Source organism: Allocatelliglobosispora scoriae, assembly GCF_014204945.1.
In the GTDB taxonomy this organism is placed as follows: domain Bacteria; phylum Actinomycetota; class Actinomycetes; order Mycobacteriales; family Micromonosporaceae; genus Allocatelliglobosispora; species Allocatelliglobosispora scoriae.
Window position 1 is genome coordinate 363,821 of record NZ_JACHMN010000003.1, and the last position, 26,992, is coordinate 390,812.

The window sequence follows — 26,992 nt, forward strand, 5'->3', positions numbered from 1 at the left end:
AAAGTTCAGGGGTCAGGTCATCGACGACGTGGCGAGCTTCAGGCTGAAGCCGAGGAACAGCGCGCCCACCGCGCTCGTCCCGGCCGCCGCGAGCCGCTTGCGGCGCTCGAACTGCGCAGCCAGATAGGTCCCCGCGAAGATCAGCGCACTCAGGTAGATCAGGCTCGTGATCTGCAGGATCACCCCGAGCACCAGGAACGTGATCGCCGGGTGCGGGTACGCCGGGTCCACGAACTGCGTGAAGAACGAGATCAGGAAGAGGATCGCCTTGGGGTTGATGATGCTGACGATGAACGCCCGCCGGAACGGGTGCGGTTCGGCCACCTCCTGCACCGCAGCGGCCACCTCACCCCGCTGCCGCCACGACTTGACCGCGCCGATCAGCATCCGCACGCCGAGGTAGGCGAGGTAGGCCGCGCCCGCGTACTTGAGGGCGGTGTAGACCGGCGGGAACGCCCGCAGCAACGACGCCACCCCGAGCGCTGTCGCGACCATCAGGATCGCGTCGCCGAGGAAGACGCCGCTGACCGCGCGATAGCCGGCCCGCACCCCGCGCTGAGCGGCGGTGGCCAGCACGAACATGGAATTCGGTCCCGGCAGCAGGATGATCGCGATGGTGCCGATGACATAGGTGGGAAGATCCGTTACGCCGAGCATGGCTGACACTATGCCTCGCCGATCGGTCGGGGCAGTAGTCGTCCGATCAGCGCTTCCCGGGCCGCCGGCCACTCGTCGGCGGTCATGCCGAAGACCGCGGTGTCGCGCCAGGTGCCGTCGGCGAGCTTCTTGTGCCGCCGCAGGGTGCCCTCGCGGGTGGCGCCGAGCCGCTCGATCGCGGTGTGCGAGCGGACGTTGTGCGAGTGCGCCTCCCACTGCACCCGGACGCAGCCCAGCGTCTCGAAGGCGTGGGTGAGCAGCAGCAGCTTGGACTCGGTGTTGACGCCGCTGCGCCACCAGCGCTGGCCGAGCGCGGTGATGCCGATGTTGACCGACCGGTTGAGCTGGTCGATGCCGTAGTAGGACGTGGTGCCGACGATCTCGCCGGTGACCGCGTCGCGCTGCACGAAGGGCACCCGGGCGCCCTTGAGCTGCTGCACCTCGGCGTCGGCGACGAGCTGCGCCATCTCGTCGACGGTCTGCGGGGTGGCGTTGAGCAGGAAGCGCCAGACGTCGTCGTCGCGCCCGACGGCGGCGAAGAGTCCGTCGACGTGGTCCATGGTGAGGCGTTCGAGGATGACGTGCTCGCCGGTGAGGGTGGGTGCCTCGTGCCACCGCGACGGCACCTCGCGCAGGTAGTCGGGGATCGGCGCGCGGACGCCCGGCGCGGGCTCGATCTGACCGGGTGTGAGCTTGAGCGGGATCACCCCGGCCCAGTGCGGCAGGTCGAGGTCCTCGGGCTCGTCGTTGACCCCGCCTTCCCGGGTGCGCACACTCACCTCGTGCAGCGGCAGCCGCAGCATCGCGGTCTGCGCCAGCTCCTTGGCGTCCGGCGGCCGGGTCGATGCGGCGCGCCCGGTGCCGAGCTTCTCGACGAGCGCGGTGAGCACCGCCGACTTCTCCGCCTCATCGGTGACGAGGGTGGCGACACCGTGCGCCACGAGCGACCGGTAGTTGGCGCTGTGGTGGAACTGCGACCGGGCCAGCACCAGCCCGTCGAGGTGCGTGACGCTGAAGCAGATGCCGATCCCGTCGAGCCGGGCGGCGAGGAAGGGGCGTGAACCCGTGGACGCGTGCACGTAGACGGCGTCGTCGACGCGGACGAAGAGCGTGGGCAGCGTGCGGGGCTCGCCGTCGACGACGAAGGAGACCGTGCAGTGCCAGGCCTCGTCGAGGATGTCGTGGGCGGCCTGCCGGCCGTAGGTCATCCGGTCGCGCTCGCGCAGGGAGGTGGTACGAGGAGTCTTGGCATACATCGGTGCGCCGTCCCAGGGTGAGTATTTGTTCTGCTACAATCTTGAAACTGTGGCAGCACAATATCAGATCACGGGTGACTCCGCAGCCTCGATCGTCACGTCGATCGAGGAGGGAGTCCGGCAGGGTGCCCTGCGACCAGGGGATTCTCTCCCCACGGTGCGCGGGCTCGCGAGCGCGCTCGGCGTCGCGGCGAACACGGCGGCCGCCGCCTATCAGCAGCTTCGAGCCCGCGGGATGATCGAGACGGCGGGGCGGCACGGCACCCGGGTGCGTCCGGTGACACCGCTGGGGCGTACCAGTCGGGGGTTGCCTGTGCCCGTGGGGGTTGCCGACCTCTCGTCGGGGGCGCCGACGCTGCTGCCCGCCCTCGGCCCGGTGCTCGCCACGGTCGCGCGCGAGGTGGGCGACCAGCCGAGCTACGGCGCCGCGGGACCGCTGCCGGAGCTGATCGCCGCCGCGCGCGAGCGGCTGCCCGAGCTGCCGGCGGGCTGCGCGATCACCGTCGTCTCGGGCGCGCTGGACGGGCTCGACCGGCTGCTCTCGACCCAGCTGCGCCCCGGCGACCCGGTCGGTGTCGAGGACCCGGGCTGGGCCGCGCTCCTCGATCTCATCGCCGCGCTGGGCCTGACGCCCGTGCCGATGCCGGTCGACGAGGACGGGCCGACCGAGGAGGGGCTGCGCCGGGCGCTCGGGGCGGGGGTGAAGGCGATCATCGTCACCACGCGGGCGCAGAATCCGACGGGTGCGGCGGTCACCCGGGCCCGGGCGCGCGCACTGCGGCACCTGCTCGACGGCGAGGACGTGCTGGTCATCGAGGACGATCACGCCGCCGAGCTGGCCGGGGTCGAGCTCCATCCGCTCGCCGGGGCGACCGCGCGCTGGGCCTTTCTGCGCAGCGCCTCCAAGCCCTACGGTCCCGATCTGCGGATCGCCGCGCTCGCGGGCGACGACGTGACGATCTCCCGGGTGGCGGGGCGGCTCGCGCTCGGTGCGGGCTGGGTCTCCACCGTGCTGCAGCGGGTGCTGCTGCACCTGTGGGCGGAGGCCGACGTCACGGCCGCCCGGGAGGCCTACGACCTGCGGCGCCGAGCGGTCCTGGCGGCACTCGCCGAGCGCGGGGTGCCCGCGACCGGGCGCACGGGCATCAATATCTGGGTCAGCGTCGCCGACGAGACCCGGGTCGTCGCCACGCTTCGCGACGCGGGCTACGCCGTCGCGCCCGGCAGCCTCTTCCGGATCGCGGCGGCACCCGGGATCCGGGTCACCGTGGCGGGCCTTCACCCGGTCGATATAACGAATTTCGTCGATGCCCTGGTCGGCGCAGTGCAAGCTGGGGAGCGCGCGGGAAGATTCTGAACACGTATTCCGCACCGATGATCGGGAGGGATAGGGTCAGCAGCCCGCCCCTCACCGCACCGGGAGCGAATAGTGCCGATCGTCGATGCATCCTACGTCGCCCGTGTCCAGAAACGTACAGTCCGGCTCCTCGTCACCAACGAGATCATCAGCGGGTTGGGTGCCGCGATCGGCATCTCGGTCGGCGCACTGCTCGGCGCGGATCTGCTCGGCAAGGCGTTCTCCGGAGTGGCGCAGAGCAGCGCCATCATCGGCGGCGCGCTGATGGCCCTGCCGGTCGCGCGGATCATGGGGAGATACGGCCGCCGTCCCGGCCTCACGCTCGCCTATCTCGTCGGCGCGATCGGCGCGATCGGCGTGGTCCTCGCCGCCGCGAACCGCAACATCCCGCTGCTGCTCATCGGCATGTTCGGCTTCGGTGCGGCGAGCACCGGCAAGTACCAGTCGCGCTACGCCGCGACCGATCTCGCGGAGCCGCACCGCCGGGGCCGCCAGCTCTCCTGGGTGGTGTGGGCCTCCACGCTGGGCGCGGTGGCCGGGCCCAATCTGGCCGCGCCGGTCGGCCACCTGGTCGGTGGGTACGGCGTACCGACGCTCGCCGCACCCTTCGTCCTGTCGGCGGTGACATTCCTCTTCTGCTGCCTGTGGTTGACGGCGACCCTGCGCCCGGACCCGCTGCGCCTGGCGAAGCAGTTCGCCGCCGCGGACTCGGTCCGGGCCGGCACCGTCGGGGAGCCCGCGCCGCGGGTGGGGCTGCGCGAGACCTGGCGACGGGTGATGGCGATGCCCAGCGCCCGGCTCGGCCTCGCCTCGATGGCGATCGGGCACCTGGTGATGGTGGCCGTGATGTCGATGACACCGGTGCACATCGGCGAGGCGCACTCGCCCTCGAAGACGCTGAGCATCGTCGGTTTCGTGATCGGCCTGCACATCGCCGGGATGTACGCCCTGTCACCCATCGTCGGCTGGCTCACCGACCGGGTGGGCCGCGGCAACGTCATCCTGGCCGGGGTCGGGCTGCTGATCACGGCGTGCGCGGTCGCCGGGACCGCCGGGCACGACACCGCGCGGCTCGCCATCGGCCTCGTCCTGCTCGGCCAGGGCTGGTCCTGCACCATGGTGGCCGGGTCGACGCTGCTGGTCGAGAGCGTGCCGCTGGAGATCCGGGCCGGCGCGCAGGGCCTCTCCGACACGGCCACCGGGCTCTGCGGTGCCGTGGCGGGGCTGCTGTCGGGCGTCATCGTGCGCTATGGCCAGTTCCCGACACTCGCCCTCGTCGCCGGGCTCGCAACTGTGCCACTTCTCGCGCTGGCCCTGCGGGACCGCAAACCCGTCGCGAAGCCGGCGTGAGCGTCGCCGCGGGGGACGACCGGTCACTCGTCCGTGGTCGGTGGGGCGGGTTATGGTGCTTGGTGGTGGCGCTGCCCCGGTGCCGCGGAGGGGAAGATCTCGGTTGAGGCTCAGTGAGTTCTGGCGCCGGATGGGCGAGGCCTTCGGTCCCGCCTATGCCCGTTCCGTCGCGTCCGACCAGGTCGTTCCCCAGTTGGGCCGCACGGTGGACGACGCGCTGCGCTCGGGTGTCGACGCGACCGTGGTGTGGCGCGCCGTCGCCGCGGCCTATCCCGATCGAGTGCCGTCCCGGTTGCGCTGAGCGTTGGGGTCTGGCGTCGAACAGACGTTCGGTTATGCTGTGGCCTGGCCGTCGCGAGGGCCGATTTCACTACTCGCCGAGGGCCAGTTATCCACAGTCCGCCGGTGGCGACGTGATTTTGTCGGACCCGACGCATAACGTGTCGGCGTGACGAAGAGCGCGACGGCGAAGACGGCCGCTAAGACGGCAACTCAAGGGGTGGCAGGGATGGCAAGCTCCGACAGCAAGGAACGAGCGCTCGATCTCGCGCTCGCACAGATCGAGAAAAATTTCGGCAAGGGCTCGGTGATGCGCCTCGGCGAGCGCCCGCAGGTGCAGATGGCGGTCATCCCGACCGGTTCCATCGCGCTGGACGTGGCGCTCGGCATCGGCGGTCTGCCGCGAGGCAGGATCGTCGAGATCTACGGTCCGGAGTCCTCCGGCAAGACGACGTTGGCGCTGCACCTGATCGCCAACGCGCAGCGCTCCGGCGGCATCGCGGCGATCATCGACGCGGAGCACGCCCTCGACCCGGAGTATGCGAAGGCGCTCGGCGTCGACACCGACGCCCTGCTCGTCTCGCAGCCCGACACGGGTGAGCAGGCGCTGGAGATCGCCGACATGCTGATCCGCTCCGGTGCGCTGGACCTCATCGTCATCGACTCGGTCGCGGCCCTCGTGCCGCGTGCCGAGATCGAGGGCGAGATGGGCGACAGCCACGTGGGTCTGCAGGCTCGGCTCATGAGCCAGGCCCTCCGCAAGATCACGGGTGCGCTGAGCAACTCCGGCACCACGGCGATCTTCATCAACCAGCTCCGCGAGAAGATCGGTGTGATGTTCGGCTCGCCCGAGACGACCACCGGTGGCAAGGCGCTCAAGTTCTACGCCTCGGTCCGGCTCGACATCCGCCGGATCGAGAGCCTCAAGGACGGCACCGACGTCGTCGGTAACCGCACCAGGGTCAAGGTCGTGAAGAACAAGGTCGCCTCGCCCTTCAAGCAGGCCGAGTTCGACATCATGTATGGCAAGGGCATCTCCCGCGAGGGGTCGCTCATCGATGTCGGCGTGGAGCAGAGCATCATCCGCAAGGCCGGCGCCTGGTATACCTACGAGGGTGACCAGCTCGGCCAGGGCAAGGAGAAGGCCCGGGAGTTCCTGAAGGAAAACCCGGACGTCGCCGCCGAGATCGAGAAGCGGATTCTCGAGAAGCTCGGTGTCGGCCAGGGCGCCGTCTCCGACGAGGCCGGCGGTCCCGCGCTTCCTCCGGTCGACTTCTGACGGGCTGACCCGTGGCTGGCAGGCGTGCCCGCACCGGACGTGGCTGGGATGCTTCCCCTCGACGCGCGAGCAGTCGCGCGCCGGGGGGAGGCCCTCCCGAGGACGAGTCCGGCTCCGCGGAGGCTCCACTCGGCCCTCGCTCCCGTCGGGCCGAGCGCGCTGCGGAACCACCCGCGCCGCTCACTCCGCGCGAGGAGGGCGAGCGGGCGAGAGAGATTTGTCTCCGACAGCTCGCGGTCCGGCCGCGCACCCGATCCGAACTCGACACCGCTCTGCGCAAGCGCGGCATCGGCGAGGAGACGATCGCGGAGGTTCTCGACCGCTACGACGAGGTCGGCATCATCGACGACGCTGCCTTCGCCCGGGCCTGGGTGAGCAGCCGCCACTACGGCAAGGGACTCGCCGGCCGGGCGCTCGCTCAGGAGCTGCGCCGCCGAGGGGTCGAGCAGGATCTGATCACCGAGGCGGTTTCCGAGATCGATTCGGAGACGGAGGCGGCGACCGCCCTTGACCTGGCCCGTCGCAAGCTCCGCAGCCTGCACGGTGATCCGCAGTCGGTATTCCGACGGTTGGTGGGAGCGCTCGCGCGCAAGGGCTACTCCGGTGGCGTCGCGGTGGGGGCCGCCAAGCAGGCATTCGCCGAGCGGAGCGCCGAGGATGCGGAGCTCGCCGAGGCGATTGATCCTGATTCCGTTACTGAGGATTAGCACCCGGTCACACGCTGGTGGGACGATCCGCCCGAGTCATGCCTGATCATGAGTTCTTGACCGTGGGGCTTACACGCCCTAGCCTCGTGTTACGAGGACGTAGTCCGACCACTTTGAGTCTCACGCACAACATAGATCGCGTAACAGTAGAGCAACAGTTTGAGGTTCCGATGCCTTCTCCGCATCGGTGCTGGTTAGCCATGAGCGGCTGACCAGCACTCGAGTCGCGGGGTCGATGTCGTGTGCACCTCCTCGCTTTGGTCGGGCGGCTTCCGTCAGCATCGGCGTGTGGAGGGGAGACGGCCATGAGCTTGCTCGAAGGAGTGCTCGTCGTTGCAGTGGTCACCCTCGCCGCTGTCGTTGTCGTCGCACTGGTCCTCGGGCTGCGCGCGGTCAAGAACCTCGGCTCCGGCAGCGGCGGCTCCTCGCACGACCCGGAGGACCACACGCCCTGGCGGCGTCCGGCCGAGGTGGCCGAGAGCCAGGCTGAGCTCGCCGAGCTGAAGGAGCGCCACTCCGCGCTGACCAGCGCCGCCGCCGAAGCGGGCACCGCTGTCGAGCAGGCCAGGGCGCAGGCGTCCGGCGCGCGTACGGAAGCGGCGGCCGCGAAGGCCGAAGCCGCCGCGGCCAAGGCCGAGACCGTCGCCGCCCGGGCGGAGGCACAGCGGGTGCTGGACTCCGCGCACGCCGAGGCCGACGGCATCCTCGAGCGCGCCCACAAGCAGGCCGAGCAGGACGCCGAGCAGCTCCGCCTCCAGGCCCGCCGCAGTGGCGAGCGGGAGATAGCGATGCTCACCGCCACCGCCAAGGAGCAGTCCGAGGACACCGAGCGCCGGGCGCAGCGCCAGGACGAGCGGGAGCGCCGCCACGCCGAGGAGGCCGACCGGCTCGCCGAGCGGGAGCGGCTGCACGCCGAGGAGGCCGAGCGGCTCGCCGAGCGCGACCGGCGCATCGCCGCCGCCGAGCTCGACCTGGTCCGCTGGGAGCAGGAGCTCACCGGGCAGCGCGACGAGCTGGAGCGGGCCGAGGAGCAGCGGCGCCGGGCGCTGGAGCGGGTCGCCGGGCTCACCGCCGACGCCGCCAAGGCAGAGCTGGTCGAGGCGATCGAATCGCAGGCCAAGCGCGAAGCGGTGCTCCTCATCCGCGACATTGAAAACGATGCCAGGTCGACCGCGGACTCGCGGGCCAGGCACATCGTCGTCGACGCGATCCAGCGGGTGGCGAGCGAGCAGACCTCCGAGAGCGTCGTGAGCGTGCTGCACCTGCCCAGCGACGAGATGAAGGGCCGGATCATCGGCCGCGAGGGTCGCAACATCCGCGCCTTCGAGTCCGTCACCGGCGTCAACCTCATCATCGACGACACGCCCGAGGCGGTGCTGCTCTCGTGCTTCGACCCGGTCCGCCGCGAGATCGGCCGGGTCACCCTGGAGAAGCTCGTCCTCGACGGCCGTATCCACCCGCACCGCATCGAGGAGGTCTTCGAGGCGGCGAAGCACGAGGTGGAGCGGCTCTGCCAGCGCGCGGCGGAGGACGCGCTGGTCGAGGTCGGCATCACCGACATCCACGACGAGCTCGTCACCCTGCTGGGTCGCCTGCGCTACCGCACGTCTTACGGCCAGAACGTGCTCAAGCACCTGACCGAGACCGCGCACATCGCCGGGATCATGGCATCCGAGCTGGGCCTGGACCCGACCCTGATCAAGCGGTCGGCGTTCCTGCACGACATCGGCAAGGCGCTCACCCACGAGGTCGAGGGCTCGCACGCGATCATCGGCGCGGACATCGCCCGGCGGCACGGGGAGTCCGAGGAGGTCGTGCACGCGATCGAGGCGCACCACAACGAGGTGCCGCCGCAGACCCTCGAAGCGGTGCTCACCCAGGCCTCGGACGCCTGCTCCGGCGGCCGGCCGGGGGCCAGGCGGGAGAGCCTGGAGGCTTACGTCAAGCGGCTGGAGCGGATCGAGGAGATCGCCAACTCCAAGGCCGGCGTCGACAAGGTCTTCGCGATGCAGGCCGGCCGCGAGATCCGGGTCATGGTCCGTCCCGACGACGTCGACGAGATCGGCGCGGCGGTGCTCGCCCGCGACGTGGCGAAGCAGATCGAGGAGGAGCTGACCTACCCGGGGCAGATCCGGGTCACCGTGGTCCGCGAGTCGCGCACCACGGAGATCGCCCGGTAGTTCGTCAGGCGGCGGGAACCGACGCCGGGGTGACCGCCTGCTTCGCGGTGCGGTAGCCGCGCTGGGAGACGCGGCGCTGGACGTACTGGGCGAGCTTCGACAGCAGGTAGTTGACCGCGATGTACATGATGCCGATGGTGAAATACATCGGGATGCCGATCGCCAGCGACGGGGTCTCGCTGCGGAACGCCTCGACCATCAGCTTCGTCGCACCCAGCGCCTCGTCGTAGGAGATGACCAGGCCGCCGAGCGAGGTGTCCTTGAGGATCACCACGACCTGGCTGATCAGTGCGGGCAGCATCACCCGGAACGCCTGCGGCAGCAGGACGAGTCGCGAGGTCAGCGCCGGTCCGAGCCCCACCGCGAGCGCCGCCTCCGACTGGCCCTTGGGCAGGTTGTCCATGCCGGAGCGGAGGATCTCGCCGATCACCACGCTGTTGTAGAGGGTCAGGCCGAGGACGAGGAACCACATCCGGTCGTCGAAGTCGATGCCCCAGACCGGCAGCACGAGGAAGACGAAGAAGAGGGTGGTGACGACCGGCGTACCCCGCCAGACCTCGACCCAGACCCGGCTCACGGCACGGCCGACGGCCAGGCCGATGCGCCCGAGCAGGGCCGCCGGTGCGGGCCAGGACAGGAAGCGATGCCCCCGCAGATCGCGGAGCTGGCGGCGCAGGAGCGCGAGCGCGACGCCGACGGTGAGCGACGCGACGATCGAGAGACCGGCGGCCTTGAGCGTGTTGACCCAGCCGTCGCCCAGGATCTTCCAGACCTGATCGAAGTACTTGTTGTCCGGGTCGACGATCGGTCCCCAGAGCTTCATGCTCAACTGTCCGGCTCGGTCCAGCGGCTGGTAGACGAGACGGTAGAGGCCGTAGCCCAGCGCGATCGCCGCCAGGATGCTGGCGATGACGGTGATCCGGCGGGTACGCGGACCGGGGGTGTCGTAGAGAACACTGCTCATCGGCGGGCCGCCTTCATCTGCGAACGTTCGACGGCATCGATCAGGAGGCCGAGCGGGATTGTCATGATCAGGTAACCGACCACCACGCCGACGAAGACGGGCTCGGTCTGGTAGTCCTTCTGCCCGACGAGCTCGGGCACCACGCCCATCAGCACCGCGGACGCGCCGAATGCCGAGGCGAGCGCCGAGTTCTTCAGCATGGCGATGATGACGCTGCCCAGCGGCACGACCGCGTACTTCCATGCCTGCGGCAGGACGATGTGGCGCAGGTTCTGGGCGAAGGTGAGGCCGAGTGACCGCGCCGCCTCCACCTGGCCCAGCGGCACGGCGTTGATCCCGCTGCGCAGCGCCTCGCAGACGAAGGCCGCCGTGTACAGGGTGAGCGCCAGCAGGGCGAAGTGGAAGAACGGGAACGCCGACCGGAGCTCCGGAAAGACCGACGTGAGCCCGGGGATGCGCAGGAAGTCGGCGTTGGTGCTGCCGAGCACCGGCAGGGCGAAGGCGGTGAAGAACATGACCACCGTCAGCGGGATGTTGCGGAAGAGCGTGACGTAGGCCGTCCCCACCCCGCGCAGCGGCGGCAGTGGCGAGATCCGCAGGACCGCGATGAAGGCGCCGATGATCAGCGCCCCCACCGCGGCCAGCACGCACATCTGCAGGGTGCCGAGGAAGCCTCTCCAGAAGACGTCGAACTGTTCGGAAAAGACTTCCACGGCGATCCCTTCACATCAGTGCAGCGGTTTGGTCACACGAGCGGCTCAGTAGCGGACGACGCTCAGCGAGGCCGGGATCGCGATGAGGGTGCCGATGCTGGCATCCCAGGCCTTCTTGTAGCGGCCGTCCTTGAACGCCGCCTCGAGCAGGTCGTTGATCCAGTCGCGGAAGACCTTGTCGTCCTTGGTGAGGCCGATGCCGTAGGGCTCGCGGGTGAAGGGCTGACCCAGCACCTTGACCGCGTCGGGCTCCTTGCTCTGGTAGCCGGAGAGGATGACGTTGTCGGTGGTGACCGCGTCGACCTGCTTGTTCTTCAGCGCGTCCAGGCACTTGGAGTAGACGTCGAAGAGGACCAGCTGGGCGGCCTTGTCCTTGAGGTAGGTCTCGATGTTCTTCGCGGGGGTCGAGCCGGTGACCGAGCAGACCTTCTTGTCGCCGGCCTGGAAGCTCTCCGGGCCGGAGATCGCGGTCTCGTCCTTGCGCACCAGGATGTCCTGACCGGCGACGAAGTAGGGACCGGCGAAGGAGACCTTCTGCTTGCGGGTGTCGTTGATCGTGTAGGTCGCCACCACGAGGTCGACCTTGCCCTGCTCGATGAAGGGCTCGCGGTCGGCCGACTTCGACTCGATCCACTCGATCTTGTCTTCCTTGATGCCCAGCTCGCCGGCGATGACCTTGGCGATCTCGACGTCGAAGCCGGCCGGCTTGCCGTCGAGCCCCTTCAGACCGAAGAGCGGCTGGTCGAACTTCGTGCCGACCTTCAGCTTGCCGGCCTTGCTGAGCTTCTCCATGGTCGAACCGGCCGGGAACTTGCCCGCCGCCGCCGGCTCGTCGTCGTCCCCACAGGCTGCCACGCTCATGGCGAGCGCGGCGCTCAGTGCTACCGCGGCGATACGCGAGAAACGCATGAACTCTCCCTCCCTCAACCGTCGCGATGACGCGACGGAGTCATGTGTGCCGCCGAGCGCCACGGGCACTCCAGGCAGCGAAGTGTCAGTGCGTGAGGACCTTGGCGAGGAAGTCGCGGGCCCGGTCGCTGCGCGGGTTGTCGAAGAACTCTCCCGGCGGCGCGATCTCGACGAGCTGCCCGTCGGCCATGAAGGCGACCCGCTCGGCGGCGTGTCGGGCGAAGCCCATCTCGTGGGTCACCACGACCATCGTCATGCCCTCGCGGGCCAGCGACGTCATCACGTCGAGCACCTCGCCGACCATCTCCGGGTCGAGCGCGCTCGTCGGCTCGTCGAAGAGCATCGCCTTGGGCCGCATCGCCAGGGCCCGCGCGATCGCCGCCCGCTGCTGCTGGCCGCCGGAGAGCTGCGCGGGGTGCTTGTCGGCCTGATCGGCGATGCCGACCCGCTCCAGCAGGCTCATCGCGTGCTCGCGGGCCTCCGCCTTCTTCTCGCCGCGCACCTTGATCGGGCCGAGGGTGACGTTTTCCAGGATGGTCTTGTGCGCGAAGAGGTTGAAGGACTGGAAGACCATGCCCACCTCGCTGCGCAGACGGCTCAGCGCGCGTCCCTCGGCGGGCAGGGGCTGACCGTCGAAGACGATCGAACCGGAGTCGATCGTCTCCAGCCGGTTGATCGCGCGGCACAGCGTCGACTTGCCGGAGCCCGATGGCCCGATGACGACGACCACCTCACCCTTGGCGACCGAGAGGTTCACATCGCGCAGGACGTGCAGCTTGCCGAACCACTTGTTGACACCGTCCAACACGATCAGGGGCTCTTCGGTCATCCGTGGGAATCCGTTCGGGTTGGGGTACATGAGCTGTATGGTTCGCCCGCAGTGTAGAGATGTTCATGTGTCACATCGCAATACGTTTGGTCACGGAGGCGTAACACCCACCGTCGGAAGCACGTCATCCTCTGCTGAATTCCCCGGCCCGCCCTGCGGGGCTCGCTCCGCTCACTCCTCGGGCCAGTGCCCGGGTAACCTGGCTTACCGAGATGACTACTTCAGTTGAGGCTGCTGCGCCGCGGACCTATCAGGTCCGGACCTATGGCTGCCAGATGAACGCGCACGACTCCGAGCGGATCGGCGGGCTGCTCGACGCGGCCGGTTACGTGCAGGTCGGCGACGCCGGCGAGCCCGACGTCGTCATCTTCAACACCTGCGCGGTCCGAGAAAACGCCGACAACCGGCTCTACGGCAACCTCGGCCACCTGCGCCCGGCCAAGGTCCGCAACCCCGACATGCAGATCGCCGTCGGCGGCTGCCTGGCGCAGAAGGACCGGGGCGAGATCGTCCGGCGCGCGCCGTGGGTCGATGTCGTCTTCGGTACGCACAACATCGGCTCACTGCCGGTGCTGCTGGAGCGCGCCCGCCACAACGCCGGTGCCGAGATCGAGATCCTGGAGTCGCTGGAGGTCTTCCCGTCGACGCTGCCGACCCGGCGCGAGTCGACCTACGCCGGGTGGGTGTCGATCTCCGTGGGGTGCAACAACACCTGCACCTTCTGCATCGTGCCGGCCCTGCGCGGCAAGGAGAAGGACCGCCGCCCCGGTGACGTGCTCGCCGAGGTCGAGGCGCTGGTCAAGGAGGGTGTGCTGGAGGTGACCCTGCTCGGGCAGAACGTCAACTCCTACGGCGTGGAGTTCGGCGACAAGCAGGCCTTCGGCAAGCTGCTGCGGGCCTGCGGCGAGATCGAGGGGCTGGAGCGGGTGCGCTTCACCTCCCCGCACCCGAAGGACTTCACCGACGACGTGATCGAGGCGATGGCGTCGACACCCAACGTCTGCCACCAGCTGCACATGCCGCTGCAGTCGGGCTCCGACGACGTGCTGCGCTCGATGAAGCGGTCCTACCGCGCGGAGAAATATCTCGGCATCATCGACCGCGTCCGCGCGGCGATGCCGGACGCCGCGATCAGCACCGACATCATCGTGGGCTTCCCCGGCGAGACCGAGGAGGACTTCCAGCAGACCCTGGAGGTCGTCCGCAAGGCCCGCTTCGTCACCGCCTTCACCTTCCAGTATTCGGTCCGCCCCGGCACTCCCGCGGCGACCATGCCGGACCAGGTGCCCCGGGAGGTCGTCCAGGAGCGCTATGAGCGGCTGCTGGCCCTCGTGGAGCATGTCGCCTGGGAGGAGAACAAAAACCTCGTAGGCACCGTCCAGGAGGTCCTGGTGGCTGTCGAAGGACGCAAGGATCAGCGGACCGGTCGGCTCACGGGACGGTCTCGGGACGGGCGGCTGGTGCACTTCGCGGTCACCGACGAGCAGGCTTCGCGGATCCGGCCCGGTGACATCGTCACGACCGAGATCACCTACGCGGCTCCGCACCACCTCAACGCCGATCTGGAGCTGCTCACGCATCGCCGGACGCGCGCGGGTGACGCGTTCGAGGCAGGGGCGGTCACGCGTACCCCCGGAGTGAACCTGGGACTGCCCACGATCGGGCCGCGCCCCGCGGCACCGGCCGAGACGGACGCCTGCGCCGTTCGCTGACATGGAGATGGGGCCGACCCGCCGGGTCGGCCCCATCTCTCAGCTGTCAGGCGCCTTCGGCGAGGGCGAGGAACTTCTTCTTCGTCTCCAGCGCGGCCGTGGCTTCCTTGATCCGCTTGGAGTCCCCGGCGGCGGTCGCCTTCGCCAGCTTCTCCTCGGCCTCGGCGACCTGGCCGCGCATCTGCGCGAGCAGCGGGTTGGCCGACGGCTCGGTCCGCCGCCAGGCGACGTCCATCGCCTCCTTGACCTTGTCCTCGACGGCGCGCAGGCGCCGGTCGAGCCCGGTCGCGGAGTCGCGGCTGACCCGGCCCGCGTCGTGCCACTGCGCCTGGATGTCGCGCAGCGCGGCCTGAGCGGCCTTCGGGTCGGTCTCGACATCGAGCGCCTCGGCCTTGGTGAGCAGCTCCTGGCGCTTGGTCAGCGCCGCCTTCTGCTCGGCGTCACGCGCGGAGAAGACCTCGCTGCGACGCGTGAAGAACGCGTCCTGGGCGGCGCGGAACCTCTCCCACAGCTTCTGCTCGGACTCCTTGGAGGCGCGCGGAGCGGACTTCCACTCGGTCATCAGCTCCTTGAGCCGGGCCGCCGTCGCGTTCCACTCGGTCGACTCCGAGAGCTTCTCGGCCTCGACGACCAGCTCCTCCTTGCCCGACTGCGCCTGCTTGCGCTGCGAGTCGAGGGTGGCGAAGTGGGCGCCGCGGCGGCGGGTGAAGCCGTCACGGGCGGCGGCGAAACGCTTCCACAGCTCGCCGTCGGTCTTCTTGTCGACGCCGCGGATGGCCTTCCACTCGTCGAGGATCTCCTTGATGCGGTCGCCCGAGACCTTCCAGCCGGTCGCCTCGGCCGCGATGAGCTCGGCCTCCTCGACCAGGGCGGTCTTGCGTGCGACGGCCTCGATCCGGGCCGCGTCGCGGGCGGCCTTGGCGGCGCCCGCCTTCTCCTCCGCGATGATCGCGATCGCGTCGAGCCGCTTCGCCAGCGTCGGCAGGTCACCGACGACGTGGGCCTCGGGGAGGCTCGCGCTCAGCTTCTTGGCAGCGGTCAGGGAGTGCGCCGCGTCGGCACTGCCGTTGTTGAGCCGGGTCTCGATCAGCTCGACCTCGGTGAGCAGATCCGCATAGCGACGGGCGAAGTGGGCGAGGCCCTCCTCGGGAGTGCCCGCCTGCCAGGAGCCCACGACGCGCTCGCCGTCATCGGTCTTGACATAGACCGTGCCGTCCTCGTCAACCCGGCCGAAGATCGTCCAGTCGCTCATATGCCCATCCTCATTCTCCCGGCCGCGCTGGTCACCCAACGCGCCCGCCGCCGCGCGCAAAAGTTACACCCGGCATTGTCACAGGTCCGACCGGGTCCGCGTCCACCGCCTGTGGTCGACCGTGACCATACGGTGTCTTTGGACATCATGCCCCTTCCCTGCGAGGGATCCGAGCCACGATCCGATTACTTTTGTTCACGTGATGACAACTCGGGTGATCGCGGTCGTCGGTCCGACCGCAGCCGGCAAGTCGGCGTTGGCGATCGCCCTGGCCCACGCCCTCGACGGCGAAGTGATCAACTGCGATTCTATGCAACTGTACCGGGGCATGGATATAGGCACCGCGAAGCTCTCCGCGGACGAGCGAGACGGTGTGCCCCACCACCTCCTCGACATCTGGCCGGTCACCAGGACCGCGACGGTCGCGGAGTTCCAGGCCCTCGCCCGCGCCGCGATCGACGAGGTCGCGGCGCGCGGCAAGCTCCCGCTGCTCGTCGGCGGATCGGGGCTCTATCACCGCGCGGTCCTCGAGGATTTCGAGTTCCCAGGAACCGATCCGGGGGTACGCGCAGCGCTGGAAGCCGAACTCGCCGAGCACGGACCGCTGGCGCTGCACGCGCGGCTGACCACCCTCGACCCGCTCGCCGCCGAGCAGATCCTCGCCAGCAACGGCCGCCGACTGGTCCGTGCCCTCGAAGTGATCCAGATCACGGGGAAGCCGTTCACGGCGGCCCTGCCCGATCCCCGCCCGGTCTATGACACCCTGCAACTCGCCGTCGACCGCACCGATCTCGACGCCCGGGTCGAGACGAGGGTCCGCGACATGTGGGACCGCGGGCTCGTCGACGAGGTGCGCTCGCTGCTGCCGCTCGGCCTGGCCGAGGGGATCACCGCCAGCCGCGCCCTCGGCTATCAGCAGGTTCTCGCCTTCCTCGACGGCACCTGCACCGAGGAGGAGGCCTTCGCCTCGACCGTCACCGGGACCCGTCGATTCGTCCGGCGGCAGCGGTCCTGGTTCCGCCGGGACCCCTCGGTAATCTGGACGGACGGAGCCGCCGACGATCTGGTCCCGGCCGTACTCAGCCTGATCGGGGAGCGAGCATGAGGTTCGTCAAGGGCCACGGCACGGGCAACGACTTCGTCATCCTCGACGACCCGTCCGTCGAGCTCACCGCGGATCTCGTCGCCCGCCTCTGCGATCGGCGCTTCGGCATCGGCGGCGACGGCGTCCTGCGGGTCCTGCCGAGCACCGGTCCCGCCGCCTCCTGGTTCATGGACTACTGGAACTCCGACGGCTCGCTCTCCGAGATGTGCGGCAACGGGATCCGCGTCTTCGCCCGGTACCTGGAGTCGACCGGCCGCGTCGAAGGCGACTCGGTCGCCATCGACACCCGCGACGGCGTCAAGACCGCCCACTTCGACGGCGATCAGATCCGCATCGACATGGGTCCAGCGCGCCACCTGGGCCACTCCGCCGCCACCCTCGGCGGCGCCGACTACACCGGCCGCGCGATCTCGATGGGCAACCCCCACCTCGTCTGCAGCGTCACCGATGTCGCGAAGCTCGACCTCTCCGCCCCGTTCGACTACGACCGGGCGCTCTTCCCGCACGGCGTCAACCTCGAGTTCTGCCAGCCCGATGTGGCCCTGGGCGAGCCGTCCGCCTACCGCCGGATGCGGGTCATCGAGCGCGGCTCCGGCGAGACCCTCTCCTGCGGCACGGGCGCCTGCGCGGTCGGCGCCGCAGCTCTCGCCGAGGCGGGCCTGCACACCGGCACCGTCAAGGTCGACGTACCCGGCGGACGCCTCACGATCACGATCGACGAGTCCACCTGCTGGTTGACGGGCCCGGCAGTCCTGACGTTCACCGGCGAGATCACCCTCTGACCACCGCAAGATCGCACCACCTTCGGGCAAGAAGGTGTGATCTTGGGGCTTGATCGCACCTTCTTGAGGGAAATCGGTGCGATCACCCAGCCAAGATCACCCCAGCGCGAGCGAAGCGACGCGCGCCCCCCGAACCGCATCCACCCCACGGCCCGTCTGATCACTGAGCGGAGCGACGTGCGCCTCGCACTCGGCAAATGCAGTCACCCCAAGCGGAGCACCCGCAAGATCGCACCATCTTCGGCCAAGAAGGTGTGATCAAGCCCCAAGATCGCACCTTCTTCAGGGAAATCGGTGTGATCACTCGACCAAGACCACCCCAGCGCGAGCAAGCGACACACGTCCCCGCGCGAATGCGGGCTCGCGGTCGCGATCCCCGCGCGCCGGACGTGCCGAATGTCGATGACCAAGACGTATCCGGGTGACGCGATCAGGTCTGCCACCCCGACAACCGGGTGATCAACGCATAAGGATCACCGTCAAGCGGTCTAACACCCCGCCTCGGTGCCCCAGACAGGCTTTCGGGCGGGGAATGACCCGCGTCGGGATCAAGCCTGACCGCCCAGAGCGGGTCATTCCCCGCCCGAAAGCCCAGGCCGCGACCAAACTAGGAAGCAGAAGAATCCAACCGAGGCGCCCCAGCAGCCTTGGCGACAGCAGCCACCGCGGCAGCCACGGCAGGCGCCACCTTGGGGTCGAACACCGAAGGCACGATCACCGAAGCGTTGACCTTCTCGGCCCCCACCACGTCGGCGATGGCCTGAGCCGCAGCCAACGCCATCTCCTCGGTGAACTGCGAGGCCCCCGCGTCCAGCAACCCCCGGAAGACGCCCGGGAACGCGAGCACATTGTTGATCTGATTGGGCTGGTCGGACCGCCCGGTGGCCACCACGGCCGCGTACTGCCGGGCTTCCCGGGGGTCGACCTCCGGATCCGGGTTCGCCAGCGCGAACACGATCGCCTTCTCCGCCATCTGCGCGATGTCCGCCCCCACGAGCAGGTTGGGCGCGCTGACGCCGATGAACACGTCGGCGCCCTTGATTGCTCCCGGCAGGTCACCGGAGTAGTTGGCCCTGTTGGTGTTCTCCACCAGCCACTGGTGCGACGTGTTCAGCCCCGGCATGCCCCGGTGCAGGGCGCCGTTGCGGTCATAGGCGATCACGTCGCCGACGCCCTGGCGCAGCAGGAGCTTCATGATCGCCGTACCCGCCGCGCCTGCTCCGGAGACGACCACCGTGACGTCGGAGATCTGCTTGCCCACGACGCGCAGTGCGTTGGTGAGGGCGGCGAGGACGCAGATGGCGGTGCCGTGCTGGTCGTCGTGGAAGACGGGGATGTCGAGCATCCCGCGCAGCCGCTCCTCGATCTCGAAGCAGCGCGGCGCGGCGATGTCCTCGAGGTTGATGCCGCCGTAGGCCGGTGCGATCGCCTTGACGATCTTGATGATCTCCTCGGTGTCCTGGGTGTCGAGGACCACCGGCCAGGCGTCGACGCCGGCGAAGCGCTTGAAGAGCGCGGCCTTGCCCTCCATCACCGGCATCGCGGCATAGGGTCCGATGTTGCCCAGCCCCAGCACCGCGGAGCCGTCGGTGACGACCGCGACGGTGTTGCGCTTGATCGTCAGGCGCCGGGCGTCGGCGGGGTTCTCGGCGATCGCGAGGCACACCCGCGCAACCCCCGGGGTGTACGCCCGGGAGAGCTCATCGCGGTTGCGCAGCGACACCTTCGGCGTGACCTCGATCTTGCCGCCGAGGTGCAGGAGGAAGGTGCGGTCGGAGACCTTGCGGACCTCGACGCCCTCCAGCTCACGCAGCGCGGCGACGACCTGGTCGGCGTGGCCCGCGTCGGCGGTGTCGGCGGTGATGTCGGCGACGACGCGAACGTGGTCGGAGTCGACGACGTCGAGCGCGGTCACGATGGCTCCGGCCTCGCCGACGGCGGTGGTGAGGCGCCCGATCGCATAGGGGTCGGCGGTCACGGAGACCCGGACAGTGATCGAGAAACCGGCACTCGGCAGGCGGCTGGCCACGATGAACCTTCCCAACACGGCGGTGTGTACCTCGCCATTCTCACCGACCCGTTCCGCGGGGTGCGCGCCAGGTCGTTGATCGAGTGGTTACGGCACGCATATCCGGGTGCGTACTGCTCCGACACGTGTCACGATCAATGGAGAGAAGGAGGCTTGAGACTTTTGTTCGATACAGAGGTAGAGACGACCGCCGGAGAGTTCGACCTCGAGGAGCGGCGCTCCCTGCGGCGGGTGGCGGGACTCTCCACCGAGCTCACCGACGTCACCGAGGTTGAATACCGCCAGCTGCGGCTGGAGCGTGTGGTGTTGGTCGGGGTCTGGACCGAGGGCACCGCCATCGATGCTGACAATTCGCTGACCGAGCTGGCCCTGCTCGCCGAGACGGCCGGTTCGCTGGTCCTGGAGGGTCTGATCCAGCGGCGCCGGGGCGCTCCGGACGCGGCGACCTTCATCGGCCGCGGCAAGGTCGACGAGGTCAAGGCCGTGGTGGAGGAGACCGGCGCCGACACCGTGATCTGCGACGGAGAGCTCTCCCCCTCGCAGCTGCGGGCGCTGGAGCAGCAGATCAAGGTCAAGGTCATCGACCGGACCGCGCTGATCCTGGACATCTTCGCCCAGCACGCCAAGAGCAAGGAGGGCAAGGCGCAGGTCGAGCTGGCTCAGCTGCAGTATTTGCTGCCACGCCTGCGCGGTTGGGGTGAGGCGCTGTCTCGCCAGTCCGGTGGTTCCGGGCGTGGCGGCGGTGCCGGTGGCGGCGTGGGCCTGCGCGGCCCGGGTGAGACCAAGCTGGAGACCGATCGGCGGCGCATCCGCACCCGGATCTCCAAGCTCAAGGGCGAGCTCAGCGGCATGAAGGTGATGCGCGACACGAAGAAGGCGACCCGCCGGAAGAACGAGGTGCCGACGGTCGCGATCGCCGGTTACACCAACGCCGGCAAGTCCAGCGTGCTCAACCGGCTCACCGGTGCGGGCGTGCTGGTCGAGGACGCGCTCTTCGCGACCCTGGACACGACGACGCGGCGGACCACGACCTCGGACGGGCGGATCTACACCCTCTCGGACACGGTCGGATTCGTCCGGCACCTGCCCCACCAGCTCGTCGAGGCGTTCCGCTCGACGCTGGAGGAGGTCGCCGACGCGGACCTGGTCGTGCACGTCGTCGACGGTGCGCACCCGGATCCGGAGGGCCAGGTCCGGGCGGTTCGTGAAGTGCTGGCCGAGGTCGGCGCCGACAAGCTGCCCGAGCTGCTGGTGATCAACAAGATCGACGTCGCCGACGAGGAGATCCTGGTCCGGCTCAAGCGCACCTGGCCCGAGGCGGTCTTCGTCTCGGCGCATTCGGGCGCGGGCATGCCGGAACTCCAGGCCACGATCGAGTCGCGCTTGCCGCGGCCGAGAATCGAGCTGCTGGTACGCCTGCCGTACGACCGGGGCGACCTCGTCGCCCGCCTGCACAAGTGGGGTGAGGTGCTGAATACGTCACACGAGGGCGGCGGCACAGTGGTCCTGGTGCGGGTCAGCGAGGAGTTCGCAGCCCAATTGAGCGAATTTGTGATTACCGAGAGCGACCGCGTCATCGACGCTTAGTCATCGAGATATTCCTGGTCCCCATCGCGGCGGCCGAGCATGGCAAACTTGCCCGATGCGGCGAGTGACATTCTCGGTCATCGCGGTGGGGGCCATACTTCTGGTGCTCGGCAACCCCGCGCTGGCTGCTCCCACCCCTAGTCCCAGTGCCTCCGGCGTGCCCGGACCAGGGGCTGGGCCGGTGACCCCGGGCAAGAAGGTCTGCACGGTGGCCGACACGAAGCTGACCGAGATCACCGGCATCGTCGCCACCTCGGCCGGTTATGTCGTGGTCAACGGCGCCTACGAAGGTGCGCCCGAGTCGCACCTGCAGGTCTACGCGATGTCCGCCGCCTGCAAGCTGGGCAAGGCGAAGTCCTATCCGAGCAACCCGCTGGACCCGCAGGACATCGCGCGGGGCAAGGACGGGTTCCTCTGGCTCGCCGACATCGGCGACGAGAAGAAGGACCGCAACAACATCGCCCTGTGGAAGGTGCCGGCCGACCTCTCCAGCGCGCCGGTGATCCACCGGATGAGCTACCCCGACGGCAAGCACGACGCGAAAGCGCTGCTCATGTCGGGTGACGGCACCCCGATCGTGATCACCAAAGAGGGCAACGGCACGGCCAACCTCTACTCGCCGGGCACGCCGCTCGTGGCGGGCAAGACGGTGGAGCTCGCCAAGGTCGGCACGGTCACGCTGCCGAAGACCTACACGGTCAACATCTTCGGTCCGGTGGGCCGCTTCGCCGTCGTCGGCGCCGCGAGCTCGCCCGACGGCACCAAGGTCGCCCTGCGGACCTATGCCGACGCCTTCGAGTGGGACGTCAAGGACGGCAACGTCGTCGAGGCCCTCACCAAGGGCAAGGCGCGCGTCACCCCGCTCACCGACGAGTCACCGAGCGAGGCGATCACCTACTCGGCTGACGGGTCGTTGCTGATCAGCGCGTCGCACGGCACGATCACCAGCAAGCTCGTCGGCAGCAAGGTCAAGCCGATCCTGCAGAGCTACACCCCGGTGGTCGAGGAGTATGTCGCACCCGCCAACGCCCCCGACGCGAAGAAGTCGGACAAGTCGTGGCTGGTGGAGTTCGCCAGCGGGCTGTCGCTCAACCAGACCTACGGCCTGCTCGGCGGTGTCGGCGGCTTCGGCGCGCTGCTGGTCGTCATCGGGATCTTCGGCATGATCAAGGGCAAGAAGAAGCGGGCCAAGGCCGCGAAGAAGGCGGCCGCGGCGAAGAAGGCAGCGGTCGAGGACGATTTCGACTACGACGACCTCAGCCCGGTCTCCGGTGACAACTCGGCGACGACGGTTCTCGCCCCGGTCTCCGGCTACAGCCAGGGCTATGGCGGTTACGGCAGCTATGGCGGTTACCCCGAGCACCAGGGCGCCGGCTACCAGCAGCCCTACCCGCAGGGTGCCCCGCCGCAGGGTGGCGGTTACCCCGACCAGGGTGGCTACCCGCCCCAGCAGCCCGGTGGCTACCCGCCGCAGCAGCCGGGCGGTTACCCGCCGCAGCAGCCGGGCGGCTACCCGCCCCAGCCGGGTGGTTACCCCCCGCAGCAGGGCGGCGGTTACTGAGCAAGCACATACGGAGAGCGGGGCGGCCCTTCAGGGCCGCCCCGCTCTCCGTATGTCTGGTGTTAAACGCGGCGCATGACGGCGACGACCTTGCCGAGGATCGTGGCGTTGTCGCCGTCGATCGGCTCGTAGGCGGCATTGCGCGGCATCAGCAGCACCTTGCCGTCGCGCTTGCGGTAGGTCTTCACCGTCGCCTCGCCGTCGATCATCGCGGCGACGATGTCCCCGGTCTCGGCGTTGGGCTGCTGCCGCACCGCGACGAAGTCGCCGTCGCAGATCGCGGCCTCGATCATCGAGTCACCCTTGACCTGGAGCAGGAAGAGCTCGCCCTCGCCGACCAGCTCGCGCGGCAGCGGGAAGACCTCCTCGATCGACTCCTCGGCGAGGATCGGCCCACCGGCGGCGATCCGACCGATGAGCGGCACATAGGCCGGCATCGGGCGGGCGGCGCGGAGGGCGAACTCGTTGTCGTCGTTGGGCGGGCGCACATCCACGGCGCGCGGGCGGTGCGGGTCGCGGCGCAGGTAGCCCTTGCGCTCGAGCTCCTTGAGTTGATAGGCCACGCTCGACGGGCTGACCAGGCCGACCGCGTCACCGATCTCGCGCACGGTGGGCGGGTAGCCCTTGTGCTCCATCCATGACTTGATCGTCTGCAGGATGCGTCGCTGACGTGCGGTCAGCGCATTGGCGGCCGGCAGGTCCTCGAGGTTGCCCGCGACCGAAGTGACCGCGCGTCCTGCAGGCGGCTTCTCTTTGGCCGACATGTGCGTCCTCCCGTGCCCTATGGCGCCATTTCTCCGCGACGTTTGTCGCTGATGACGGTATCGCGTTATCGCATTACTTTCAAACAGTTGTACGACGCGTGTCATCCTGGACAGTAGTACGGGTGTTCTGTTAATGGACCCACCGTGACCGAGTCGCTCCGCAGCGGTTGAGTTACACGACACGCCGGCCGAAGTCTTCCGCCAACTTGCTTCAGGCGCTCGCGAGGCTTAAGTTTGAACCCAACATCTTGTGGTCCACGCGCCAAACACATCTATAGATTGTGTTTGTTGGCTCGCTGTGGGTAACCACCATCCCGGGGGGAGGAGGCGCGCGTGCGTTGCCCTTACTGCCGGCATCCGGATTCGCGTGTCGTCGACTCCCGTGAGGCCGACGACGGTCAGCTCATCCGCCGCCGACGGCACTGCCCGGAGTGCGGCAAGCGGTTCACGACGGTCGAGGAAGCTGTGCTTGCCGTGGTGAAGCGCAGCGGCGTCACCGAGCCGTTCAGCCGCACCAAGATCGTGAACGGTGTGCGCAAGGCGTGCCAGGGACGGCCGGTCGACGATGACTCGATCGCCCTGCTGGCACAGCGTGTCGAGGAGGCGGTCCGGGCCCAGGGTAAGGCCGAGGTCCCGTCCCAGGAGGTCGGGCTGGCCATCCTTCAGCCCCTGCGGGAGCTCGACGAGGTCGCTTACCTGCGCTTCGCCAGCGTCTACCGCGACTTCGAGTCGCTCGACGACTTCGAGAAGGAGATCGCCACCCTGCGGGCAGCGGCGAGCAGGGCGGCGGCGAGCGGGCGCGATGAGGTCGGCGGCGGAGAACCCGCCGGTTCGCGTACCGCCTGAATCAGGCGAAATAGATCCATAAAGCTTTCTGTTATACGCGTTGATGGAGGGGTTCACTATGTCCGGAACAGGTACGACCGCGAGCCGGGGGCGGACGCGCAGCGGGGCCAAGGATGGCGGCCTGCACATCGAGCGGGTCTGGACCACCGACGGTGTCCACCCGTATGACGAGGTCGCCTGGGAACGCCGCGACGTGGTGATGACCAACTGGCGCGACGGCTCGGTCAACTTCGACCAGCGCGGAGTGGAGTTCCCCAGCTTCTGGAGCGTCAACGCCACCAACATCGTGACCTCGAAGTATTTCCGCGGCGCGCTCGGCACTCCGGAGCGCGAGTGGAGCCTGCGCGAGCTCATCGACCGGGTCGTCAAGACCTACCGGGCGGCGGGGGAGAAGCACGGCTACTTCGCGACCGCCGACGACGCCGAGATCTTCGAGCACGAGCTCGCCTGGATGCTGCTGCACCAGGTCTTCAGCTTCAACTCGCCGGTCTGGTTCAACGTCGGGACGACGAGTCCGCAGCAGGTCAGCGCCTGCTTCATCCTCTCCGTGGACGACTCGGTCGACTCGATCATGGATTGGTACAAGGAGGAGGGGCTGATCTTCAAGGGCGGTTCCGGCTCCGGCATCAACCTCTCCCGCATCCGGGCCAGCCGCGAGCTGCTCTCCTCCGGCGGCACCGCCTCCGGCCCGGTCAGCTTCATGCGCGGCGCCGACGCGAGCGCCGGCACCATCAAGAGCGGCGGCGCCACCCGGCGCGCCGCGAAGATGGTCATCCTCGACGTGGACCACCCCGACATCGAGGAGTTCATCTCGACGAAGGCCCGCGAGGAAGACAAGATCCGCGCCCTGCGCGACGCCGGTTTCGACATGGACCTCGGCGGCAAGGACATCGTCAGCGTTCAGTACCAGAACGCCAACAACTCGGTCCGGGTCAACGACGAGTTCATGCGTGCCGTCGAGGCCGGGGAGAAGTTCAACCTGCTCGGGCGCCTCGACGGCAGCGTCGTCGACACGGTCGACGCCAAGGAGCTCTTCCGCAAGATCGCCAAGGCCGCGTGGGAGTGCGCCGACCCCGGCATCCAGTACGACGACACGATCAACGACTGGCACACCAACCCCGAGACCGGCCGGATCACGGCGAGCAACCCCTGCTCGGAGTACATGTCGATCGACGACTCGTCCTGCAACCTCGCCTCGCTCAACCTGATGAAGTTCCTCGCCGACGACGGATCCTTCGAGATCAGCCAGTTCGTCAAGTCGGTCGAGCTCGTCATCACCGCGATGGACATCTCGATCTGCTTCGCCGACTTCCCGACGCAGAAGATCACCGACAACACGCGCGCCTACCGCCAGCTCGGCATCGGCTACGCCAACCTCGGTGCGCTGCTGATGGCGAGCGGCATGCCCTACGACTCCGAGGCCGGACGCTCGCTCGCCGCGGCGATCACCACCCTGATGACGGGTACGGCGTACCGGCGCTCGGCCGAGCTCGCGTCGGTGGTCGGCGCCTACGACGGCTACGCCCGCAACGCCGACGCGCACCAGCGGGTCATGCGCAAGCACGCTTCGGCATGCGACGACATCCAGCCGCACGGTCCCGTGGCCGCAGCCGTCGTCAAGGCGGCCGCCAAGCAGTGGAAGACCGGCAACGCGCTGGGCGAGAAGGCCGGCTGGCGCAACGCCCAGGCCAGCGTGCTCGCCCCGACCGGCACCATCGGCTTCATGATGGACTGCGACACGACGGGCGTCGAGCCCGACCTGGCGCTGGTCAAGTTCAAGAAGCTCGTCGGCGGCGGCTCGATGCAGATCGTCAACCAGACCGTGCCGCGCGCCCTGCGCAACCTCGGCTACCACGACGAGCAGGTCGAGGTGATCATCGAGCACATCGTCGCCAACGGCCATGTCGTCGACGCCCCGGGCCTGAAGACCGAGCACTACCCGGTCTTCGACTGCGCCATGGGCGACCGGTCGATCTCCGCCATGGGTCACGTGCTGATGATGGCCGCCGTCCAGCCCGCGATCAGCGGCGCGATCTCCAAGACGGTCAACCTGCCGGAGTCGGCGACGATCGAGGACATCGAGCGGATCTACTTCGAGGGCTGGAAGCTGGGGATCAAGGCCCTCGCGATCTACCGCGACAACTGCAAGGTCGGCCAGCCGCTCTCGATCGCCAAGACCCCGTCGGAGAACGCCGCTGCGACCGCCCTCGCCGAGAAGATCGTCGAGAAGGTGGTGGAGTACAGGCCGGTCCGCAAGCGCCTGCCGAAGAAGCGCCCCGGCCAGACGGTCTCCTTCAGCGTCGGTGACGCCGATGGTTACCTGACGACGTCGTCCTACCCGGATGACGGCCTGGGGGAGATCTTCCTCAAGATGTCGAAGCAGGGGTCCACGCTCGCCGGGGTCATGGACGCGTTCTCGGTGGCCATCTCGATCGGGCTGCAGTACGGCGTACCCCTGGAGACTTTTGTCGGGAAGTTCACCAACATGCGCTTCGAGCCGGCGGGCATGACCGACGACCCGGACATCCGGATCGCCAACTCGGTGATGGATTACATCTTCCGCCGGCTGGCACTGGACTACCTGCCCTATGAGCGGCGGGCCGAGATCGGCATCTTCACCGCCTCCGAGCGGGCAGCCCAGCTCCGCGCCGAGGAGGAGGGCGTCGAATATGTCCCGACGACGCCGGAGCCTGCGGCCAAGCAGCTTCCGGTGGTGCCGCAGCGGGTCGGTTCGTCGACCGAGCTGCTGGAGGCCGTGATGGGCAAGGCGGCCGACGCGCCGCTCTGCTTCACCTGCGGGACCAAGATGCGGCCTGCGGGCAGCTGCTATGTCTGCGAGGGCTGCGGCTCGACCAGCGGCTGCAGCTGACCTCT

22 protein-coding genes are annotated in these 26,992 nt (G+C 68.8%); 13 read left to right on the forward strand and 9 right to left on the reverse strand.

Annotation, left to right across the window (positions count from 1 at the left end; translation table 11 throughout):
- Positions 1–12: 12 nt before the first annotated feature.
- Complete coding sequence (leuE, locus tag F4553_RS28330) at positions 13–669, reverse strand: leucine efflux protein LeuE (protein ID WP_184847019.1); 657 nt, start codon at positions 667–669, stop codon at positions 13–15.
- Positions 666–1,913 (reverse strand): bifunctional pyridoxamine 5'-phosphate oxidase family protein/GNAT family N-acetyltransferase, encoded by a 1,248-nt coding sequence (locus tag F4553_RS28335; RefSeq protein ID WP_184841814.1) that lies wholly within the window; start codon positions 1,911–1,913, stop codon positions 666–668. Before F4553_RS28335 ends, leuE begins: the two co-directional genes overlap by 4 nt.
- 49 nt (positions 1,914–1,962) lie before the next feature.
- Here F4553_RS28335 and F4553_RS28340 point away from each other — a divergent pair, with 49 nt between their 5' ends.
- The 6 genes from F4553_RS28340 to rny all read left to right on the forward strand — a co-directional run bounded on the left by F4553_RS28340 (position 1,963) and on the right by rny (position 9,065).
- The gene (locus F4553_RS28340) at positions 1,963–3,270 is read left to right on the forward strand and encodes an aminotransferase class I/II-fold pyridoxal phosphate-dependent enzyme (protein WP_184841816.1); all 1,308 of its coding nucleotides are present in this window, start codon (positions 1,963–1,965) and stop codon (positions 3,268–3,270) included.
- A 72-nt stretch (positions 3,271–3,342) separates the two neighbouring features.
- Entirely contained in the window at positions 3,343–4,620 is a 1,278-nt protein-coding gene (locus tag F4553_RS28345) for an MFS transporter (protein ID WP_312875418.1), read from the forward strand.
- A 103-nt stretch (positions 4,621–4,723) separates the two neighbouring features.
- Positions 4,724–4,921: a DUF3046 domain-containing protein gene (locus F4553_RS28350; RefSeq protein ID WP_184841818.1), complete on the forward strand. Its 198-nt coding sequence runs from the start codon at positions 4,724–4,726 to the stop codon at positions 4,919–4,921.
- A gap of 207 nt (positions 4,922–5,128) precedes the next feature.
- Entirely contained in the window at positions 5,129–6,178 is a 1,050-nt protein-coding gene (gene recA, locus F4553_RS28355; RefSeq protein ID WP_184841820.1) for a recombinase RecA, read from the forward strand.
- A gap of 11 nt (positions 6,179–6,189) precedes the next feature.
- A complete protein-coding gene (locus tag F4553_RS40255) occupies positions 6,190–6,885 on the forward strand; it encodes a regulatory protein RecX (RefSeq protein WP_184841822.1) in 696 nt (231 codons plus the stop codon).
- A gap of 305 nt (positions 6,886–7,190) precedes the next feature.
- Positions 7,191–9,065, forward strand: coding sequence for a ribonuclease Y (rny, locus tag F4553_RS28365; protein ID WP_184841824.1), 1,875 nt, complete (start codon positions 7,191–7,193; stop codon positions 9,063–9,065).
- Positions 9,066–9,069: 4 nt separating this feature from the next.
- Here rny and F4553_RS28370 read toward each other — a convergent pair whose 3' ends face one another.
- The 4 genes from F4553_RS28370 to F4553_RS28385 all read right to left on the reverse strand — a co-directional run bounded on the left by F4553_RS28370 (position 9,070) and on the right by F4553_RS28385 (position 12,480).
- Complete coding sequence (locus F4553_RS28370) at positions 9,070–10,029, reverse strand: amino acid ABC transporter permease (protein WP_184841826.1); 960 nt, start codon at positions 10,027–10,029, stop codon at positions 9,070–9,072.
- The gene (locus F4553_RS28375; RefSeq protein ID WP_221470735.1) at positions 10,026–10,682 is read right to left on the reverse strand and encodes an amino acid ABC transporter permease; all 657 of its coding nucleotides are present in this window, start codon (positions 10,680–10,682) and stop codon (positions 10,026–10,028) included. The genes F4553_RS28370 and F4553_RS28375 overlap by 4 nt, the downstream gene beginning before the upstream one ends.
- 105 nt (positions 10,683–10,787) lie before the next feature.
- Positions 10,788–11,651: a glutamate ABC transporter substrate-binding protein gene (locus F4553_RS28380; RefSeq protein ID WP_184841830.1), complete on the reverse strand. Its 864-nt coding sequence runs from the start codon at positions 11,649–11,651 to the stop codon at positions 10,788–10,790.
- 85 nt (positions 11,652–11,736) lie between these two features.
- Complete coding sequence (locus F4553_RS28385) at positions 11,737–12,480, reverse strand: amino acid ABC transporter ATP-binding protein (RefSeq protein WP_184841832.1); 744 nt, start codon at positions 12,478–12,480, stop codon at positions 11,737–11,739.
- 212 nt (positions 12,481–12,692) lie between these two features.
- On the opposite strand from F4553_RS28385, the gene miaB reads away from it, so the two are divergent.
- A complete protein-coding gene (gene miaB / locus F4553_RS28390) occupies positions 12,693–14,192 on the forward strand; it encodes a tRNA (N6-isopentenyl adenosine(37)-C2)-methylthiotransferase MiaB (protein WP_184841834.1) in 1,500 nt (499 codons plus the stop codon).
- A gap of 46 nt (positions 14,193–14,238) precedes the next feature.
- Here the strand turns inward: miaB and F4553_RS28395 are convergent, their stop codons facing one another.
- Positions 14,239–15,444 carry a DUF349 domain-containing protein gene (locus F4553_RS28395; RefSeq protein ID WP_184841836.1) on the reverse strand — a complete coding sequence of 402 codons (1,206 nt, stop codon included), beginning with the start codon at positions 15,442–15,444 and terminating at the stop codon, positions 14,239–14,241.
- A 202-nt stretch (positions 15,445–15,646) separates the two neighbouring features.
- Between F4553_RS28395 and miaA the strand changes: the two genes are divergently transcribed.
- A complete protein-coding gene (gene miaA, locus F4553_RS28400) occupies positions 15,647–16,549 on the forward strand; it encodes a tRNA (adenosine(37)-N6)-dimethylallyltransferase MiaA (RefSeq protein ID WP_184847023.1) in 903 nt (300 codons plus the stop codon).
- Positions 16,546–17,331, forward strand: coding sequence for a diaminopimelate epimerase (gene dapF / locus F4553_RS28405; protein ID WP_184841838.1), 786 nt, complete (start codon positions 16,546–16,548; stop codon positions 17,329–17,331). Before miaA ends, dapF begins: the two co-directional genes overlap by 4 nt.
- Before the next feature lie 607 nt (positions 17,332–17,938).
- Here the strand turns inward: dapF and F4553_RS28410 are convergent.
- The gene (locus tag F4553_RS28410; RefSeq protein ID WP_184847025.1) at positions 17,939–19,363 is read right to left on the reverse strand and encodes an NAD-dependent malic enzyme; all 1,425 of its coding nucleotides are present in this window, start codon (positions 19,361–19,363) and stop codon (positions 17,939–17,941) included.
- Positions 19,364–19,522: 159 nt separating this feature from the next.
- Between F4553_RS28410 and hflX the strand changes: the two genes are divergently transcribed.
- A complete protein-coding gene (hflX, locus tag F4553_RS28415) occupies positions 19,523–20,947 on the forward strand; it encodes a GTPase HflX (RefSeq protein WP_184841841.1) in 1,425 nt (474 codons plus the stop codon).
- A 55-nt stretch (positions 20,948–21,002) separates the two neighbouring features.
- Positions 21,003–22,508, forward strand: a complete 1,506-nt coding sequence (locus F4553_RS28420; RefSeq protein WP_184841843.1) for a WD40 repeat domain-containing protein — start codon at positions 21,003–21,005, stop codon at positions 22,506–22,508.
- Positions 22,509–22,570: 62 nt separating this feature from the next.
- Here F4553_RS28420 and lexA read toward each other — a convergent pair whose 3' ends face one another.
- The gene (gene lexA / locus F4553_RS28425; protein ID WP_184841844.1) at positions 22,571–23,272 is read right to left on the reverse strand and encodes a transcriptional repressor LexA; all 702 of its coding nucleotides are present in this window, start codon (positions 23,270–23,272) and stop codon (positions 22,571–22,573) included.
- Positions 23,273–23,605: 333 nt separating this feature from the next.
- Here lexA and nrdR point away from each other — a divergent pair, with 333 nt between their 5' ends.
- Positions 23,606–24,118, forward strand: coding sequence for a transcriptional regulator NrdR (gene nrdR, locus F4553_RS28430; protein WP_184841846.1), 513 nt, complete (start codon positions 23,606–23,608; stop codon positions 24,116–24,118).
- A 58-nt stretch (positions 24,119–24,176) separates the two neighbouring features.
- Complete coding sequence (locus F4553_RS28435; protein ID WP_184841848.1) at positions 24,177–26,987, forward strand: vitamin B12-dependent ribonucleotide reductase; 2,811 nt, start codon at positions 24,177–24,179, stop codon at positions 26,985–26,987.
- The last annotated feature ends 5 nt before the right edge of the window (positions 26,988–26,992 follow it).

Coding starts and splice junctions, on each gene's coding strand:
- F4553_RS28335 (WP_184841814.1), bottom strand. CDS start 1,913: ATGTATGCCAAGACTCCTCGTACCACCTCCCTGCGCGAGCGCGACCGG.
- recA (WP_184841820.1), top strand. CDS start 5,129: ATGGCAAGCTCCGACAGCAAGGAACGAGCGCTCGATCTCGCGCTCGCA.
- rny (WP_184841824.1), top strand. CDS start 7,191: ATGAGCTTGCTCGAAGGAGTGCTCGTCGTTGCAGTGGTCACCCTCGCC.
- F4553_RS28370 (WP_184841826.1), bottom strand. CDS start 10,029: ATGAGCAGTGTTCTCTACGACACCCCCGGTCCGCGTACCCGCCGGATC.
- F4553_RS28375 (WP_221470735.1), bottom strand. CDS start 10,682: ATGTGCGTGCTGGCCGCGGTGGGGGCGCTGATCATCGGCGCCTTCATC.
- F4553_RS28380 (WP_184841830.1), bottom strand. CDS start 11,651: ATGCGTTTCTCGCGTATCGCCGCGGTAGCACTGAGCGCCGCGCTCGCC.
- F4553_RS28385 (WP_184841832.1), bottom strand. CDS start 12,480: ATGACCGAAGAGCCCCTGATCGTGTTGGACGGTGTCAACAAGTGGTTC.
- miaB (WP_184841834.1), top strand. CDS start 12,693: ATGACTACTTCAGTTGAGGCTGCTGCGCCGCGGACCTATCAGGTCCGG.
- F4553_RS28395 (WP_184841836.1), bottom strand. CDS start 15,444: ATGAGCGACTGGACGATCTTCGGCCGGGTTGACGAGGACGGCACGGTC.
- miaA (WP_184847023.1), top strand. CDS start 15,647: ATGACAACTCGGGTGATCGCGGTCGTCGGTCCGACCGCAGCCGGCAAG.
- dapF (WP_184841838.1), top strand. CDS start 16,546: ATGAGGTTCGTCAAGGGCCACGGCACGGGCAACGACTTCGTCATCCTC.
- F4553_RS28420 (WP_184841843.1), top strand. CDS start 21,003: ATGCGGCGAGTGACATTCTCGGTCATCGCGGTGGGGGCCATACTTCTG.
- lexA (WP_184841844.1), bottom strand. CDS start 23,272: ATGTCGGCCAAAGAGAAGCCGCCTGCAGGACGCGCGGTCACTTCGGTC.
- F4553_RS28435 (WP_184841848.1), top strand. CDS start 24,177: ATGTCCGGAACAGGTACGACCGCGAGCCGGGGGCGGACGCGCAGCGGG.